The organism is Catenuloplanes japonicus (assembly GCF_000717135.1).
In the GTDB taxonomy this organism is placed as follows: domain Bacteria; phylum Actinomycetota; class Actinomycetes; order Mycobacteriales; family Micromonosporaceae; genus Catenuloplanes; species Catenuloplanes japonicus.
Genome location: NZ_JNXY01000024.1, coordinates 255,488 through 271,357, shown reverse-complemented (window position 1 = coordinate 271,357; position 15,870 = coordinate 255,488). Strand labels below are relative to the sequence as shown.

Below are 15,870 nucleotides of genomic sequence, written 5' to 3'. Positions count from 1 at the left end.
GTAAACGGCGGAAACGCCGCGCTTCAGCTGGCATTTCCGCAGCTCCGGGCCGTGTCGCCGTTGCCGATCGGGCGTCGAGCGGACAGTCCCCCGGGAGCGGGTCAGGATGCGGTGAGGGTGGTGAGGTCGCGGAGGACTTCGGAGGCGGCTACGGGCGAGAGGGACGTGAAAGGGGTGCGGCCCTGGCCGCCGCGCCAACGGCCGCCGGTGCCGTCGTGGACGTAGATGGCGCTGAGGGTCTGGTCGCCGAGGGCGTCGGGGGCGCCGACGGCGATGCCGGGATCGAGTTCGACGACGACGGTGAGCGGGCCGAGAGGGCGTTCGATCTGGGACTGGACGCCGGCGTCCTGCGGGGCTTCGCGTCGCCAGCCGCGTCGCTCCAGGCTGAGCACGCGGGTGGTGGGGACCTCGGCGCCGGTCAGCCGGGCGAGGCGGGCGTCCGTGGGCTCGTAGGTGTCGCGGCCGAGCTGCGGGAACGGCTGGAGGATCTCGTAGTCGGCGAACAGCTCGGACCAGGCGGGCAGGTCGGCACCGAGGTCCAGCGGGTGCGCGACGGCGACGGTGACGTCCGCGGGCAGCGTGTAGGGGCGGTCGGCGGCGTCGGCGAACGTGCGGTCCTCACTGACACGGAACGAGTCGCCGTTGGAGACGGTCCAGACCAGGCGGCGCACGATGTGCCAGAGCAGCGGATGTCCGGCGAAGTAGCGGGTGAACTCCTCCGGCGTCCAGCGGCGGCCGGTGACCATCGCCTGTTCCAGCCGTCGCACCTGGTCGGCGGCCACGGCCCGCACGTCCTTCTTCAGCGCGCCGAACCGTTTCCAGGCCGCCTCGGCGAGCGGCGTCGTCGGCTTCGGCAGCGTCTTGAGGCGCTTGCCGACCGTCGCCGCGCCGACCGTCGCGCTGGCTGCCTCCGCGCCGTTCGCGCCGGTCGGGCTGGCCGCCTCCGCGCTGGCCTTCGCAGGGGTCGGGCTGGCCGCCTCCGCGCTGGCCTTCGTTCCGGTCGCGCCGACCGTCGCCGCGCCGGCCGTCGTGCTGGCTGCCTCCGCGCCGTTCGCGCTGGCCGCCGCCGGGCTGGCCGCCGCCGGGCCGGCCTTCGCGTCGTTCGCGTTAGTTGCCTCCGTGCTGGCTTTCGTGCCGACCACTTCCGCGCCGGCCTTCGCGCCGAACGCCTCCGAGACGGTCGGCTTCAGCTGCTCGTCGAAGCCGACCACGAACCGGCGCGGGCCGTAGTCCAGCGTCATGCTGCCGTCCGCGTCCAGCCCGAAGTCCGGTACCAGCCGGTCGCCGAGCTGCTCCGCCGTGAGCCCGAGAGCGTCGGCGACCTCGGCCACCTTCTCCTCGGCCGCGGACTTCAAGCCCTTGAACTTCGCCCGCTGCGCGATCCCGTAGAGGCGCATCAGCGCCACGTCGCTGCCGATCGCGGCCAGCACCCGCACGCCGGCCACGGCCTTCGCGTGCCCGCCGTCGCCCGGCCACGCGAGGATCAGCGGCGTGAGCCGCCGGACCGTCTCGTCGCCGCCGAGCAGCGCCAGCGCGTCGAGCACCCAGGACTGTTTCGGGTCCGCCCCGGCCTGCTGCCAGGCCTCGAACAGCCCCCACACGAACGAGGCCAGATCGTCCGGCGAACAGAGGTCACGAACGGGGGCGAGCCCGGCATACGGATCGTCCATCGTGGAGATGGCCAGCATCGTGACCAGCGCGTCGACGGCGGCGGGTGGCAGTGCCCCGGACCCGTCACGCAGCCCCACCGGTGGCAGCATGACCGGCACCGCCCACACCGGGTTCGCCGGCATCCGCGCGGGCAGCAGCGTGAGCGGATCACGGTCCAGCAGCGCGGCGACGGCGGCCGCCGCATCCGGACCATAGGAGGCCGCCGCGGCCAGCACCGTGGTCGAGGGCAGCGTGAGCAGCGCGTTTTCCGCCTGCCGCCGACCGGGACCGGGCTTGCCGAGCGCGGCCGGGATCAGCGCGCGGGCCGCCGCGGACGCGTGCCGCTGCAGCCAGGCGAGCGCGGCCGGCCGGGCACTCTTCAACCGCGCATACCGATCGGCTATGAACACCGCGAGCGCCGGCGACGCGTACGGCAGCAGCGCCTCCGTCAGCCCGGTGGACTTCTCCGCCGCGTCCCGCACGAACCCGAGCGCGTCGAGCTCGAACCGCGCGGCCACCGCCTTCACCCAGTCACCCAGATACCACGCCTGCCGGACCCGATGCGTGCCCAGTAGTGGCCGGACGATCTCCTCCGGACCCGTGGTGAACACCATCGCGGCGTGTCCGTCGTTCACCCCGCCCTGGACCAGCGACTCCCACGACCCGTACGGCCGGCCGGCGTAGCGCAGGCCCAGCCACCGGTCGCGCTCACCCTCCCGCCACTCGATGCTCTCCGTGTCGTCGCAGCTCAGACCCGTGATCACGGCCGGCTTCACGGCGGCGGGCCGATGCTGCCACGGCGGGCTCGCCAGCACCGGCGGCACCGCGTCGTCCGGCGCGTAGACCACCGAGGCCGCGATGGCGACCAGCTCACGCACCCGGTCCGCGGCCGCGGGCCCGAGCGCGGGGAGCACCTCGTCGACCAGGCCGGGATGCGCGGCCACGTGCGTGCGCAGCAGCGGCGACCCGGCCTCCGCGAACAGGCGCATGGCGCGGGCGGGGAACCGTGCTGCCGCGTCCAGGACCGCCGCGGACACGTACTTCCGGTCGATCCGGGCGAGCAGTTCCGCGAAGACGTGATCACCGTCCAGCTCGACCAGGATCGACAGCAGCCGCCGCTGCGCGTCCGAGGCAACATATGGCTCGTCGAACCAGGTCAGCAGCGCATCGGCCGCACCCGGCCCGGCACCGTCCGCGACGGTGGCGGGCATGCTCAGCGTCCGCAGCCAGGTCCACAGGTTGCCGACGTGCGGCGCGAGCGCGGTCGCCTGCTCCGCCGTGCCGGCCGCGAGCAGCAGCAGATCGGCGCGGCCCTGGGCGGGCGTGCCGGTCGCCAGCGCCGCCCGCACGTCGTGCTCCACCCACTCGTGTTCGCTGGGCAGCAGGATGTCGGTGGCGATCGCGGCCTCCCAGCCCCGGCCACGCCAGGGCCGCAGCGCGGCGACCACCTCCGCGTACTCCTCCTCGGTCGCGACCGCGATCGCGGCCCGCACCCGCAGCAGGATCGACAGCTGCGGGCCGCTCGCGCCGCTCGCACCCAGCAGCACGGAGGACAGATAGACCTTTCCACGCCGGAACCGGTCCGTCCGCGGATGCTCCGGGCACACCAGCAGCCACTGCTCGACCGCGGCGCGCGCGGCGAACAGCAGGCCGTGCCGGGCGATCAACAGGTCCGCGATCGGCGTGAGGATCTCGTTGTCCTCCGGGTAGACCACCCACCCGCCGAGCGCGGCGATCGCGGCCGCGGCGCCGAGCGGCGTCGCCTCCGGATCCTCGTCGAGCCAGGCGCGACCTGCCGTGCGGAGGTGCTCGGGCGTGGCCGGATCGTCCAGGATCGCCAGCACGGCCGCACGATCGGAGGCCAGGCGTGCCGCGACGCCCTTCTCGTCGATCACGAACGGCGGCGCGTCCACGCTGCCGCGACGCACCTGCCGGTTCCGCTTCACGATCGCCGGAACGTCGCCCACCGTCTGCCACCCCTCGTCCGCGAAGAGCCCAAAGGCTATCCAGGGGGTACGACAGAAGCGCGCAACCGCCGGAACACGGGCCATTCCAGCCGCGTGCCGTCCTGATCGTTCCAGGCCCGGTAGGTCAGGGTCTCCGGGCCGGCGGCGCCGAAGACGTCCCGCAGCGCGCCGATCAGGACGGCCGCCGCCTCCGCACCGGTGGACGCCGCGACCGGCCACGGATAGGCCCGGGACCAGTTCGCCTCCGGATCGCCCGCCGGCGGCTCCCAGCCCGAGACCGCCAGCCGGACCTCCATCTCCACGGGCAGCCGCGGCTCCGGAGACCGCAGGTGCAGCCCCCACGCCTCCAGCACCAGCCGCTCGGTCTCCTGCCAGAGCTGCACGAACCCACCTGCCGGCGCGATCTCCAGGATGACGTTGTCCCGGTGCTCCAGATACGGCAGCTCCACGGCCAGACCCGCTTCGAGCTGCTCCCAGGTCAGCGTCATCAGAACTCCAGCGAGTCCTCGAGATCCTGCATCACGGTCGACTGGACGCGCATGTTCACCCGGCGGGCGGTCCGGCACAGCGTCAGCGTGCCGGTCTCACCCCGCCACCGCAGTTCCGGCCGGTCACCGAGCCTGCGGTGCGTCGGCGCACCCAGCGCCGCGATCGCGACCGCGGCGATCCCGGCGAACGTGTCCTGCAGGAACGCGCGCGCCTCCGCCGTGTCCACCATCGGGTTCTCCACCAGTTCGGCCGTCAGCTCGCCGAGACCGGCCTCGCCGGTGGCACCGACGATGACCGTGACCTCCTCCGGGCCGACGCCGAGACCCGCGTCCACGCCCAGCGAGTGCTCGGACTCCCTGGTGATCCGCCAGCCCAGACGGCCCGCCGTCGCGTCGAACTCCGGCCGGTGCAGCGGCCACCGCACCGCGTGCCAGGACGCCAGCATCCGGCCGGCCGCCGCGGGATCCGCGCGACGCCAGCTCACCGGTTCTTCGGCGGGGGATAGGGGCGCAGGTCGTGCAGGAACGGCCAGTCGAGTTCCTGGCCGCCGGGATCGCGCCAGATCCGGTACAGCAGCTGGTCCGCGCCCTGGGCACCGAACACGTCCCGCAGCGTGCGGACCAGGAGCTGGGCGATCGAGGCCCCGGTCGCGCTGGTGAACGGCCACGGCTCGTGGCGGCTCCAGTTCATCGCGTCGGGCGAGCCGTCCGGCTCGGTCCAGCCGAGCTCGGCCAGCGCCGCATCGGTCTCCGGCGGCAGCCGCTGCTCCGGGGGCAGCCAGCGCAGGCTCGACGCGTCCACCCACAGACGCTCACTGAACTGCGAGAACTGCACATAGGGGTACGGCTCGCCGGCCGCCAGGATCACGGTGTCGCCCCACTGCAGCGACGGCAGCCGCGCGCCCAGCTCCGCCTCGAGCCGCTCCCAGGTCAGACTCACGCCTGGGCCTCCAGCGCACGGGCATCGGCCTCGTCGTCGATCACCTGCTGGGCGTGGTCCTGCATCCGCACCTGCACCGCGATGCCGCTGCGGACCACCGCGAGGCTCGACCGCCCGTCACGCCACCGCACCTCGGGGACGGCCGTCTGCCGACGCTCGGTCGGCGGCCCGAGCTCCTCGGTCGCCAGGCGCACCACCCGGACGAACTCGTCCTGCCGGAACGCGATCTCCGCCGGCGAGTCGCCCAGCACCTCGTCGGTCACGTCCACCTCCAGCATGAGGATGCGGGGCTCGTCGGCGTACTGGGTGAACATCATCGCCGCCTCCATGGGCGAGATGCCCAGGCCCGCGTCGGCGAACACGCCCGACGCGCGTCGCTGCGTCTCCTGCCACCCCAGGCGCGCCAGCAGCGCGTCGGCCTCGGACTGGGGAATCGGCCACGAGACCGCACGCAGCCCGGTCAGCAACCGCCGTACCGCATCGTCCGGCGCGGTCTTCCAGTCAGCCATCGTCTACTCGCCCGCTTCCTCTGTACCGGTGCCGCCCGATCCGCTGCCACCACCGGCGATCGGGATGTCCCCGCGCTCGCGGTGCTTCGCGAACGCCGACAGATCGAGGATGAACTCGTGGCGGTGCACCGTGCCGTTCTCGTCGGTACGGACCTCAAAATACCTGACCCGGCTGATGTCGCCGCTGTTGACGGCCTCGGCGATCGCGGCCACCATGTCCGGCCGGCCGGCCAGCAGCGGGCCCAGCTTGTTGTCATGTTTGATCAGGTGGATGAGCTGCTCGGTGCTGCCCTGCTGGCCGTAGACCCAGGGCTTGTCCGGCTCGCCCGGCACCTCCACCAGGCGCCTGCCCAGCGCGGAACCGACACCCTTCTCCTCGAAGACGATCAGCGCGCCGTTCTGGTGGTCGAACAGCACCCGGTCGAGGTTGCCGGACGTGCCGGGCTCCGGGACACCGCCGGTGAGCCGTTCCAGCAGGTTGCCGTCCGGCCCGGCCGGGTCGTCCGCGGTGCTGGGCGGCAGCGGAGGCAGCCCGTCCAGCGCGCGTTGCGCGTTGCGCTGCGCCTCCAGTTCGGTGCGAAGCTCGCGCTCCGCGACCGTGCCTCCCTGCGTGCCGAGCCGGTCCGTCGCCGCGGTCAGCGGGCCGTTCTTCTCGTTGTACTCCTTGACGGCGGCGGCGAGTTCCGCCCGCTCGGCGCGGTCGAGGATGCCGAGCTTGTTGAGCCGATCGACCTCGGCCGGACCGAGCGCGCTGCGGTTGAGCCCCGGGGTCTGCTGTTCCGGGGGCAGGCCGCGGTTGCGCTCCTCCAACGCTTCGGAGATCCGCTGGGCGATCGGCGCGATCCGCCCCGTCCAGACCCTCTCGTGCGCCTCGTGCGCTTCGGTACGTGCCTCGACGGCGCGCTGGACCCGGCCCTCGTCGGAGTTCTCGTCCGACGGGTGGCCGCTCGTGGTGACCGGCTCGGGATTCGCGTCGGCGGGGCCGGGCACCGCCCGGTACGGGTACTCCGCGACCGGCGGCGGGTTCCGGTCGGTCGTCCGCACCTGGGCCTCGTTGTCGAACACGGCCCCGTCGGCGATCCGGCGCGTGCCGACCTCGTCGTTCTCCACGTGCCGGTACCGCGGCTCGCAGTCCTCCCGCGTGCAGGTGAACAGCTCGCGGCCCGACCGCGCATCGCGCAGCGGCACCCGTTCGCCGGTCTCGGCGTCGACGAGCGGCTGCCCCGTCGCCGGGTCGGTCTGCCAGAGCGGGACCAGCTCCTCCGGACTGAACCGGTGCACGCCGTCCGCACGCGCCGGTGCCGGGTCGGTCGGCGAGGAGGCCGGAGACGTCGCCGGGTCCTGGTCACCACCGCGGTCTCCGTCGTCGGGCGACGAGCCGTCGGGCGACGAGCCGTCGGGCGACGAGCCGTCGAAGGACGACCCGTCCGACGACGGCGGCGACGTGTCGATCGGCGGTCCGCCCGGACCGGCCGGCGCCGGCATGGCGGCCGCCGGGCTGTTGCTGTTGCCGGTGCTCCAGGGGCTCAACGGCGTACCGCTGATGGGGTTGGGGTTGGTGTTGCCGTCAAGGACCATCGCGTCCAGCGAGATGGCGTTGCCCGGGTTCGGGCTGGTCCCGGAGTGGCCGTAGAGCGGCGTCGGCGAGATGTCACCGGACTGCGGGTCCAGGTAGAGCACCGTGCCGTTCTGGTTGATCGCCACCCAGGCGTGCGAGCCGCCGCCCTCCCACGCGGTGATGACCAGCGCGTACGAGCCGTGACCGCCGCTCCGCAGCTGATTCTCCAGCGACGCGTAGGCGTTGTCGATGTTCGTGCGCACGTCCTGCGGCGGCGTGTGCTGCGGCGACACCGGCGACAGCTGCTGGAAGGACCCGCCGGTCATCCGCTCCGCGCGGTGCGGGCCGCCGGTCTCACCGTTGAGCGCGTACCGCGTCGGGTCGCCCGCCTGATAGCCGTCGAACGTGCGCGGCGCGGCCACCCGCGGCCGGCCCATGCCCCAGGACTCCAGGAACGACAGCGCACAGTCCAGACAGTTCTGGCCACGGGTCGGATCCGCGGCCGCGCGCCCGTCGTTGAGCCGCTGGAACCAATTGTCCGGGTCGGTGCTCGGCGCCGGGTTGAGCACCACGTTGCCGTTGGCGTCGCGCGGCATCGCGCGCTCGACGTCCCGCTGGTGCAACGCGAGCGGTTCCCGAAGACCACCATGCCGGTTGTACGGCCGTGCGCGCTCGATCGGCGCCGGCGTGTCCGTGCCGGTGCGCGGCGAGACGTCCCCGGTCTCCACACCGCCCGAGGCCAGCGTGCCGACGTCGGCGTTGACCGCCCGCCACTCCCTGCCCCCCTGGTGCAGCTCGACACGGCGCGGCGCCGGCGTGCTGTCGATGACCTTCTGCGCCTGGTCGCGGTGGTAGTCGGCCCAGGCCTGGTGCTTCGTCGTCTCGTTGTCGTAGTACGCGGCCAGCGTCTGGTTGCCGGACTGCCGCGCCCGGTCCGCCGCCGCGCGGGTCTGATCCGCGCGCTGCTGGTCCCGTGCGGCCTTGTCCAGCAGCCGGGTGGCCGGCTGCTCCCGCCGCGACTGCGCCACGTTCTCGAACCGGCCGCGCAGATTGTCCTGGTACGCCTGCCGCTCGTGCGTCTCCGCCTGCGCGATCGCCGGGTCGGGCGTGGTCGCGGGCGGCGTGGTGTGGGGCCCGTTGGTGTCGGAGGCGAGCTGGGTCCCGTTCTGGGTCTGGGTGTGACTCTGGTCCTGCGCCTGCGTGGTGTCCGGATCCGGCGTGGGGTCGACGCTCGGCTGCGCGTCCTGATCCGGCTGCGTCTGCTGGTCCTGCGGCGTGGTGTCGACCGGTGGCGTGGTCTGGTCCGGCTCGGTGTTCTGGTCGGGTTGCGCCTGCTGGATCGGTTGCGTGGTCTGGTCCTGCGGCGTGGTGTCGACCGGTGGCGTGGTCTGGTCCGGCTCGGTGCTCTGATCGGGCTGGACCTGCTGGTCCGGCTCGGTGCTCTGCTCAGGCTGGACCTGGATCGGCTGGGTGGTCTGGTCCGGTGCCGTCTGCTGATCCGGTTGCGCCTGCTGGATCGGTTGCGTGGTCTGGTCCTGCGGCGTGGTGCTGACCGGTGGCGTGCTCTGGTCCGGCTGCGTCGTCTGGTCGGGCTGCGCCTGCTGCACCGGTTGCGTGGTCTGCATCGGCTGCGTCGTCTGGTCCGGCTGGATCTGCTGCACCGGCGGCGTCTGCTGGAGCGGCTGCGTCTGCTGATTCTGCGGCGTCTGCTGCACCGGCGGGTTCGGCTGGACCTGCGGCGTCTGCTGCACCGGGGGCGTCTGCTGCACCGGCGGCGTCGACGGGCCCTGCTGCTGGTACGGATTCGGCGGCCCGAAGTTCGGATGCGTGTTCCAGTACCCGTACGGCCGCTGCGCCATCGGTTCCGGCTGCGCGTTCGCGTCCAGGAAGATCGCCTCGACCGCGAACGTGTTGCTCTGCCCCCGCGCATTGTTGAACCCGTACGGCGGCGACGTCCGCACCGCCCCCGACTGCGGATCCACGAACAGGATCTGCCCGTCCTGGTTGATCGCCGCCCACGCGTGCGAGCTGCCGCTCACGTCGTTCGTGACGATCAGCGCGGACGATCCCGGCCCCTTGCGCGCCAGCTCCGCCGCGAGGTCGTTGAACGCCTGGTCGACGGTCGCCTTGATCTGCTGCGGGCTCGGATTTGCCGGGTAGGGCGGCGTCAGCGACTGGAACGGCCCACCGGTGGCCGCCTGCATCCGCTGCACACCACCCCACTCACCGCTGGAGACCCGGTTCGGATCGCCGCCCGCGTAGCCGTCGAACGTGCGCGGCGCCGACACCCGTGGCCGCCCGTGCGCCCATGTCTCCAGGAACGACAGCGTGCAGTCGACGCAGTTCTGCGCCCGCGTCGGATCCGCGTTCCAGCCACCGTCGTTCTGGTACTGGAACCACGATCCCGCAGCCTCGCTCGGCCGCGGGTTGAGCGTGTATCCGCCGTCCCGATCACGGGGCATGGACCGCTCGAGGTCCCGCTGGTGAAGTGCCAACGGCTGCCGGAGCCCACCCCTTTGACCGTACGGCCGGGACTGGTCCGACGACGGCCGCTGCGGCCCCGGACGCCGGGACGCGTAACCGCTCTCCACCGGACCGGGCGCGACAATGCCCTGGTCCGCGTTGGCCGGACCCCATTCCGCGTCGCTGACCTGGTGCGTCGCCGGAGGAAGCTGCCCTGCCATCGCCTGCTGGGACTGCTGCGCGTACGTGTTGGCCAGGTGCTGGTTCCGCGCCGCGTCCTGCCCCCACAGCGCCCGCTGCTGCGGGTCCGGGTGGTTGTTCGCCCAGTACGCGGCCACGTTCGCCTGCTGCTGGTGCTGACCCGCCATCCGCTGCAGACCCGCGGCCTGCTGCTGCCGCCGGTTGAACTCCACCCGGGCCCGGCGCTGCTGCATGTTCGCCGCGTAGGCGGCCCGCTGATTGTGCTCGTCGATCTGCTGGCGCGTCGGCGGATACAGCCCGTTGTGCACCGGCCCGGTCCCGGGGTCCGGGGACAACTGCGGATTCGAGGGTACGCGCGCAGCCGGATTCGACGCCGGCGTAGCCGGATTGACCGGCGGCGTGGTGACCGGCGGTGTCGTGTTCGGCGTCGTGGCGGGCCGCGAGGCCGGCGTGGCCGTGGCCGGCTGGGTCGCCGTGGGCTGCGTGGCAGTCGTCGACGGCGGCGTGGTGGTGGCGGGCGGCGTGTTCGTCGTGGTGTCCGCCGGCCGGGTGTCCGGCGTAGGCGTCGGAGTCGGCGTGACGCTCGGGGACGGCGCGGTGGCGGTGTCGGTGGCTCCCGCCAGGCTCGTCCCGCCGTCCGGGTTCGCCGGCCGCGGCGTCACACCGGCACCCTGCGGCGACACCGCCGGCGTCGTCGTCGGGTCCGTGGAGGTGTCCGGCGCCGGATCCGTCGACGGCCGCGGAGCGTTCACCGGCCCGGTCGCCGGCGTCGTCCCGGTGTCCGGAGTCGTGTCGGTGTCCGGCGTGGTGTCCGTGTCCGGCGTGCTCGTCGGCGGTGTCGTCGTCACGTCCGGCGAGGGCGACGTCGAGACCGGTGGCGTGTCCGCGGACGGCGTCGTGTTCGTCGGTGTGCTGACCGGGGGAGTGGTGACCGGCGGCGTGGTGACGGCCGGTGTCTCCACCGATGGCGTCGTGACGGACGGCGTCGTCACGGACGGTGTGGTGACGGCCGGTGTCTCCACCGACGGTGTCGTGACTGATGGCGTGGTGACGGACGGCGTTTCCACCGACGGTGACGTGACTGATGGCGTGGTGACGGACGGCGTTTCCACCGACGGTGTCGTGACCGACGGCACCGTGACCGCGGGCGTCTCCACCGACGGCGTCGAAACCGACGGCGTGGTAACCGATGGCGTGGTAACCGATGGCGTGGTGACGGACGGGGTGGTGACCGAGGGAGTCGTCACCGACGGCGTGGAGACAGACGGTGCCGAAACCGAAGGTGTCGAGACCGAGGGTGTCGACACTGACGGGGTCGAGACTGAGGGCGTCGAGACCGACGGTGTGGAGACGGATGGTGTAGAGACCGAAGGAGTCGACACCGAGGGCGTCGACACTGACGGGCTTGAGACCGAGGGTGTCGAGACTGAGGGCGTCGACACTGACGGGGCCGAGACAGACGGCGTCGAGACAGACGGCGCGGCCGAGGACACGGGCGCGGTAGGCGAGGCCACCGGCGCCGCCCCACCGACGGGCGACGTCGCCGCTGGCGTGCCGACCACCGAAGGCCCGCCGCCCGAGCCACCGCTCGTCACCGGCGTGGTCCCGCCGCTGCCTGCTCCCGCGCTGTTCGCCCCGCTGTGCGAAGCCGGGGTGCCGCCGCTCTCCGACGCCGGCCCCGCGCCCGTGGCCGGATCCGCGACCGCGGTAGCCCCCGCGAGGTTGGTCCCGCCCTGCTGAACCCCGCCGTCCGAGGAGCCCGACGTCCCACCCGATCCGGAATCCGAGGACGACGACCCGCCGTGCCCGGAGGACGACTGCGAGGACGTATCTGCGACCGAGGTCGTCGTCGGCGCCGACGCAGCCGCCGAGGTAGAACTCGGAGACCCGCCGTCCCCGGAAGACCCGGAAGACCCGGAAGACCCGGAAGACCCGGAAGACCCGGAAGAACTGGGCGACCCGGACGAGCCAGACGAACTGGGCGATCCAGACGATCCGCCAGAAGACTCCGACGACCCGCCGGACGACCCCGACGACCCGCCGGACGACCCCGAGGAGCCACCGGACGATCCCGACGAGCCGCCCGAAGATCCCGACGAGGAAGACCCGGACGACCCACCGTCACCCGACGACCCCGAATACCCCGAGGACGACGACGATCCCGAGTCCCCCGACGAGGAGGACGACGGCGGCGCCGACGACCCGCCGGACCCGGCCGCGGGATCGCCGCCCCCACCCGTACCCACCGGTGGGGTTGAAATGTCTGGTGCTGTGCCGTCGAACGAGGTCAGGCCGTCGAGCCGGTTGTTCAGGTTGTTGTTGAGCGCGTCCGTCGTCCCGGTCGTCACGCCGCTGCGCGCGCCCGACGTCGCCGCCATGCCCAGGTCGTCCAGCCCCGGTGCCTGCCCCATCGCCAGGCTGCCGCCGACCTCGCCGAGTACCTCTCCGGCGACGTTGCGTGCCACGCCCTCGGCCCACTGCCCGCCGGGCGTGTGCGCGTTCTTCCCGACACCGGCCAGCGTTGCCGACGCGCCACCGGCGAAACCGCCCCACGCGGACGCGGCCAGCGAGGTCCCGTCGTATCCGTCCCGGCGCCCGTTCGCGATCTGGTAGGTCTGGGTGCCGGCGTCCATCGCGACCTCTTGCGCCGCCTCCTTGAGTCCCTCCTTGCCGGCTTCCTTGGCGAAGTTCTTGAGGGACTTCTTGGTGATCTGCTGGACGCCCTCCTTGACCGCCTTCTTGATGCCCTTCTTGATCATCTGCTGGATCAGCTTCTTGAAGATCTGCTGGATGACCATGCGGCTGACCGTCATCGCGGCGGCCGCGGCGGGGGAGGCGGCGCCCAGCGTCAGCGCGACCGCGACGATCAGCGCGATCAGCTCGATGACGAGGAGGATGACCTCGATCCACATCTCGATCTTGGCGGCCTCGATGTCGCAGCCGCACTCCTCGACCATCTTGCCGACCTCGTCGGAGGCCTCGACGAGCATCAGCAGCGCGGCCTCGTCACCGGCCGCGATCGCCTCCCAGGCCTGGCGGAAGGCCAGGCCGGTGGCGCCGGTGTTGCCGTATCCGTTGATGAAGTTCTCGGCGCCGGAGTACGCCTCCTGCATCGGGCCCTGCAGCGCCTTCGACACGGAGTACCACTCGTCGGCGAGGTCCCAGACCGCGGCCTCGTTGCCCTCCGGCCACTCCACGCCCACGACCCACTCGAGCCCGTCGTAGACCCACTGCGGCGCGTCGAACCAGAGCAGATCCAGCGGGTGGGGGATCGGACTCGGCAGAATGGTCATGCCGTCGCCACCTCGTCCACCACGGACCTCCCCCGTCACGTAAGTACGGGCGACAATACCGAGCCGACACAAATGGCGCGGGTCGAGTACCGTCGGCGCGTACCGACGGGGAGGTTTTGGAGTGATCACGCGCGAGGAGGCGGACGCGGTCGCGGCGGTGTGGGCGGCACGTGATTCGCAGCGGCGGGGCTACGACTGCACGCCGATGGTGCACGAGTTCGACCAGGGGTTTCTGGTCTGGTCGCGGCAGCCGCACGGGGTGATGGTCCAGCCCGACGACGGCGGCACCACCGTGATCGACCGGGTCACCGGCGAGATCTCCAGCTACCCGAGCCTGCCGCCGGACGCGGTCGCCCAGCAGTACCGGCAGGCGCGCGCGGTCCGCGGCGAGCGGATCCTGACCGCGGACCCGCAGGTCGAGCTGCGGCGGCTGATCTCCCGGCTGCCGGTGCCGACGACCGCGATCCACCTGACGGTCGGCAGTGACCAGCACGGTTACGAGATGTTCATCGCGCGCGGCGCCAAGGGCGACCAGACGCTGAACCACCACCCGCTGGTCGTCGCGTACCTGAATGCGCTGCCCCGGGGCCACGTGGTCCGCGGCGGTGACCGGCACGCGGAGCTGATCGTGCTCTCCGACGCGCTGCACGAGTACGATCGCCGTCGCGCCGCCGTCGGCTGGCCGCTGCTCACGGTCGACGACGCCCGCCTGCTCTTCCAGGGCTGCCAGTTCGAGACGCATCGGGTCCGTGAGCCCGGCGACCCGAACGGCGGCAAGTCCCACCAGCCGGCCGAGTCGTCGATCCGCGCGCTCGTGCACTTCGGCGTGCTCCACCCGGACGACCTGGTCTGGGCCGAGGAGATGGAGCCGTGGGCGCCCCCGCCCGGCGTCGCCGATCCGGACCCGGCCCGTTTCCCGCCGGACGTGTGCGAGGTGCTGAAGTCGTCCGCCTGGGAGCCGAGCTTCTCCTACCCGATGTTCGCGCAGGCCTCGATCGACGTGGCCGTGCAGGCGGGCGGGCACACGCCGTTCCCGGCCGCGGTGGCGGCGCTGACCGCGTTCCCGTCGCTGGTCAGCATGCGTCGGCGGCCCGGCCGTGACGTGTGGATCCGCCAGTTCGACATCGACCCGCGGGAGACCGCGCACAACGCGGCCACGCTCGCGGATTTCGGACGGGTGATCGGCAGTCGGCTGTTCCCGATCGGGACCGAGGAGGGCGACAGCATTCTCGCGGTCGACGAGCGCGGCTACATTTTCGCGATCGACCAGGCCGGCGAGTGGTTCATCGCGCCCGGCATCGACCAGGCCGTGATCGCGCTGATCCAGGGCCACGGCGCGGCCCGCGTGCGCGACGACGGTTCCTGGTGACGCCTGTTCGGCTCTGATCGATCCCGTGCCACCGTGAACGACGCATAGACATGTTTCGCTCTCTTAACCATTCTGAGTCGCACGTGTTGACTCTTTACGGGTTCAGAGAGGTGCGAGAACAATGTCGAAAACAATGCGCCGGTGGCTGATCGGCGCCGTGGTGGGCGCGCTGGTGGGCACGGTCGCCGCCGCCGCTCCCGCCCAGGCCGCCACCAACCAGTTCCGCGGCGTGAACTGGGCCGTGCTCGGCGACAACTTCAGCACCGGCCCGCTGGTCGTCCAGGGCCTGAGCCAGTCCGACAGCAACGCCACCGTCCGCGCCAAGGCGAACGCGCTCTACGACGACATGGCCGCGATCGGCGTCAACACGGTCCGGCTGCCGATCAACACGCACACGGTCGGCACCACCTGGTGGAACGCCTACCGCGGCGCGATCGACGCGGCCACCGCACGCGGCTTCAAGGTCATCCTCGCCTACTGGGAGGACGGCGCGGCCTCCGGCGGCCGGATCACCAACATCGCCGCCTGGAACACCATGTGGTCCAACGTCACCTACCTTTACGGCGCCAACACGAACGTGTACTTCGAGCCGATGAACGAGCCGCACGGCTACTCTTCGGCCGAGTGGCGTGACGTCGCGGCGAACTGGATGAGCTACCACTACTCCGCCGTGCCGGCCAGGACGCTGATCGGCGGCACCGGCTACAGCCAGGACCTGCGCGACGTCTGCAACGACAGCCGATTCAGCGGTACGTTGCTGTCCTTACACCACTACGCGTTCTTCTACAGCGCCATGACCTACGACGCGTTCCGCACCCACATCCAGACCCGGCTCGGCAACTGCGCCTCCCGCGCGGTCGCCACCGAGTTCGGCGCCCCGATGTCCACCGGCCTCAACTACGCCGACGCCAACAGCACCGACAACTTCGTCCGCCACATCCGCGCGATCACCCAGGTCATGCGCGACAACCAGATGGGCGGCACGTACTGGCCGGCCCTCGGCGGCAAGCCCACCGGCACCTCCGGCTACGACTACTACTCTCTCTTCGCCTTCTCCGGCTCCGGCACCGACCTCAACCTCACCGTCCGCAACACCTCCGGCCGCGACCGCCTCCGCTACGGCTGGGGCCTCTGAGCCCTGGTTGTACGGCCTGACCGCGCCCCGGGCGTGGTCAGGCCTGCGACCATGACGTGGTGCGCGTCCTCCGGTCCCGCCTCAACGTCGCCCTCTTCGGCACGGCCGCCGCGCTGTTCGCCCTCGGCGCGTCCGGCGGCGGGAACCTCCCGCCCCTGACTCACGGCGAGATCTCACCCGACCAGGGCCCGCCCGACCTCCGCCGCGCCTACGACACCCTCCTCCGTCACCGGTCCCGTCGACCGCGGCCGGACTGATCCTCGACGTCGCATTCAGGCTCGTGTCGTCGCCGTCGCC

At 72.2% G+C, this 15,870-nt stretch carries 11 protein-coding genes and 1 pseudogene; 5 read left to right on the top strand and 7 right to left on the bottom strand.

Annotated features, from left to right (window positions below):
• Window positions 1–101 precede the first annotated feature (101 nt).
• The 6 genes from OP04_RS54885 to OP04_RS30350 are packed head-to-tail and all read right to left on the bottom strand — an operon-like array spanning window position 102 to window position 10,111.
• On the bottom strand, window positions 102–3,617 hold the full coding sequence (locus OP04_RS54885) for a DUF4132 domain-containing protein (RefSeq protein ID WP_051799355.1): 3,516 nt from the start codon (window positions 3,615–3,617) through the stop codon (window positions 102–104).
• A 35-nt stretch (window positions 3,618–3,652) separates the two neighbouring features.
• Window positions 3,653–4,105, bottom strand: a complete 453-nt coding sequence (locus OP04_RS30370) for a TY-Chap domain-containing protein (RefSeq protein WP_033343267.1) — start codon at window positions 4,103–4,105, stop codon at window positions 3,653–3,655.
• Entirely contained in the window at window positions 4,105–4,590 is a 486-nt protein-coding gene (locus OP04_RS30365; protein ID WP_033343266.1) for a DUF6301 family protein, read from the bottom strand. Before OP04_RS30365 ends, OP04_RS30370 begins: the two co-directional genes overlap by 1 nt.
• Window positions 4,587–5,045: a TY-Chap domain-containing protein gene (locus OP04_RS30360; RefSeq protein WP_033343265.1), complete on the bottom strand. Its 459-nt coding sequence runs from the start codon at window positions 5,043–5,045 to the stop codon at window positions 4,587–4,589. The genes OP04_RS30365 and OP04_RS30360 overlap by 4 nt, the downstream gene beginning before the upstream one ends.
• Window positions 5,042–5,554 carry a DUF6301 family protein gene (locus tag OP04_RS30355; RefSeq protein ID WP_033343264.1) on the bottom strand — a complete coding sequence of 171 codons (513 nt, stop codon included), beginning with the start codon at window positions 5,552–5,554 and terminating at the stop codon, window positions 5,042–5,044. The genes OP04_RS30360 and OP04_RS30355 overlap by 4 nt, the downstream gene beginning before the upstream one ends.
• A 3-nt stretch (window positions 5,555–5,557) precedes the next feature.
• The gene (locus OP04_RS30350; protein WP_157240596.1) at window positions 5,558–10,111 is read right to left on the bottom strand and encodes a toxin glutamine deamidase domain-containing protein; all 4,554 of its coding nucleotides are present in this window, start codon (window positions 10,109–10,111) and stop codon (window positions 5,558–5,560) included.
• Window positions 10,112–10,259: 148 nt separating this feature from the next.
• On the opposite strand from OP04_RS30350, the gene OP04_RS50320 reads away from it, so the two are divergent.
• Complete coding sequence (locus OP04_RS50320; RefSeq protein WP_157240594.1) at window positions 10,260–11,516, top strand: hypothetical protein; 1,257 nt, start codon at window positions 10,260–10,262, stop codon at window positions 11,514–11,516.
• 579 nt (window positions 11,517–12,095) lie between these two features.
• Window positions 12,096–12,389 carry a hypothetical protein gene (locus OP04_RS30335; protein ID WP_198154033.1) on the top strand — a complete coding sequence of 98 codons (294 nt, stop codon included), beginning with the start codon at window positions 12,096–12,098 and terminating at the stop codon, window positions 12,387–12,389.
• 242 nt (window positions 12,390–12,631) lie between these two features.
• Here OP04_RS30335 and OP04_RS57015 read toward each other — a convergent pair.
• Window positions 12,632–13,069, bottom strand: a pseudogene (locus tag OP04_RS57015) (WXG100-like domain-containing protein); the annotation flags it as partial.
• A gap of 121 nt (window positions 13,070–13,190) precedes the next feature.
• On the opposite strand from OP04_RS57015, the gene OP04_RS30325 reads away from it, so the two are divergent.
• The 3 genes from OP04_RS30325 (at window position 13,191) to OP04_RS30315 (ending at window position 15,830) form a co-directional block, all read left to right on the top strand.
• The gene (locus tag OP04_RS30325; RefSeq protein ID WP_033343260.1) at window positions 13,191–14,438 is read left to right on the top strand and encodes an SUKH-3 domain-containing protein; all 1,248 of its coding nucleotides are present in this window, start codon (window positions 13,191–13,193) and stop codon (window positions 14,436–14,438) included.
• A 121-nt stretch (window positions 14,439–14,559) separates the two neighbouring features.
• Entirely contained in the window at window positions 14,560–15,573 is a 1,014-nt protein-coding gene (locus OP04_RS30320; RefSeq protein ID WP_033343362.1) for a glycoside hydrolase family 5 protein, read from the top strand.
• 59 nt (window positions 15,574–15,632) lie between these two features.
• The gene (locus OP04_RS30315; protein WP_157240588.1) at window positions 15,633–15,830 is read left to right on the top strand and encodes a hypothetical protein; all 198 of its coding nucleotides are present in this window, start codon (window positions 15,633–15,635) and stop codon (window positions 15,828–15,830) included.
• Window positions 15,831–15,870: the final 40 nt, after the last annotated feature.

What these genes read in the sequence shown, in the direction of transcription:
- OP04_RS30370 (WP_033343267.1), bottom strand. Translation starts at nt 4,105, where the DNA reads ATGACGCTGACCTGGGAGCAGCTCGAAGCGGGTCTGGCCGTGGAGCTG.
- OP04_RS30355 (WP_033343264.1), bottom strand. Translation starts at nt 5,554, where the DNA reads ATGGCTGACTGGAAGACCGCGCCGGACGATGCGGTACGGCGGTTGCTG.
- OP04_RS30320 (WP_033343362.1), top strand. Translation starts at nt 14,560, where the DNA reads ATGTCGAAAACAATGCGCCGGTGGCTGATCGGCGCCGTGGTGGGCGCG.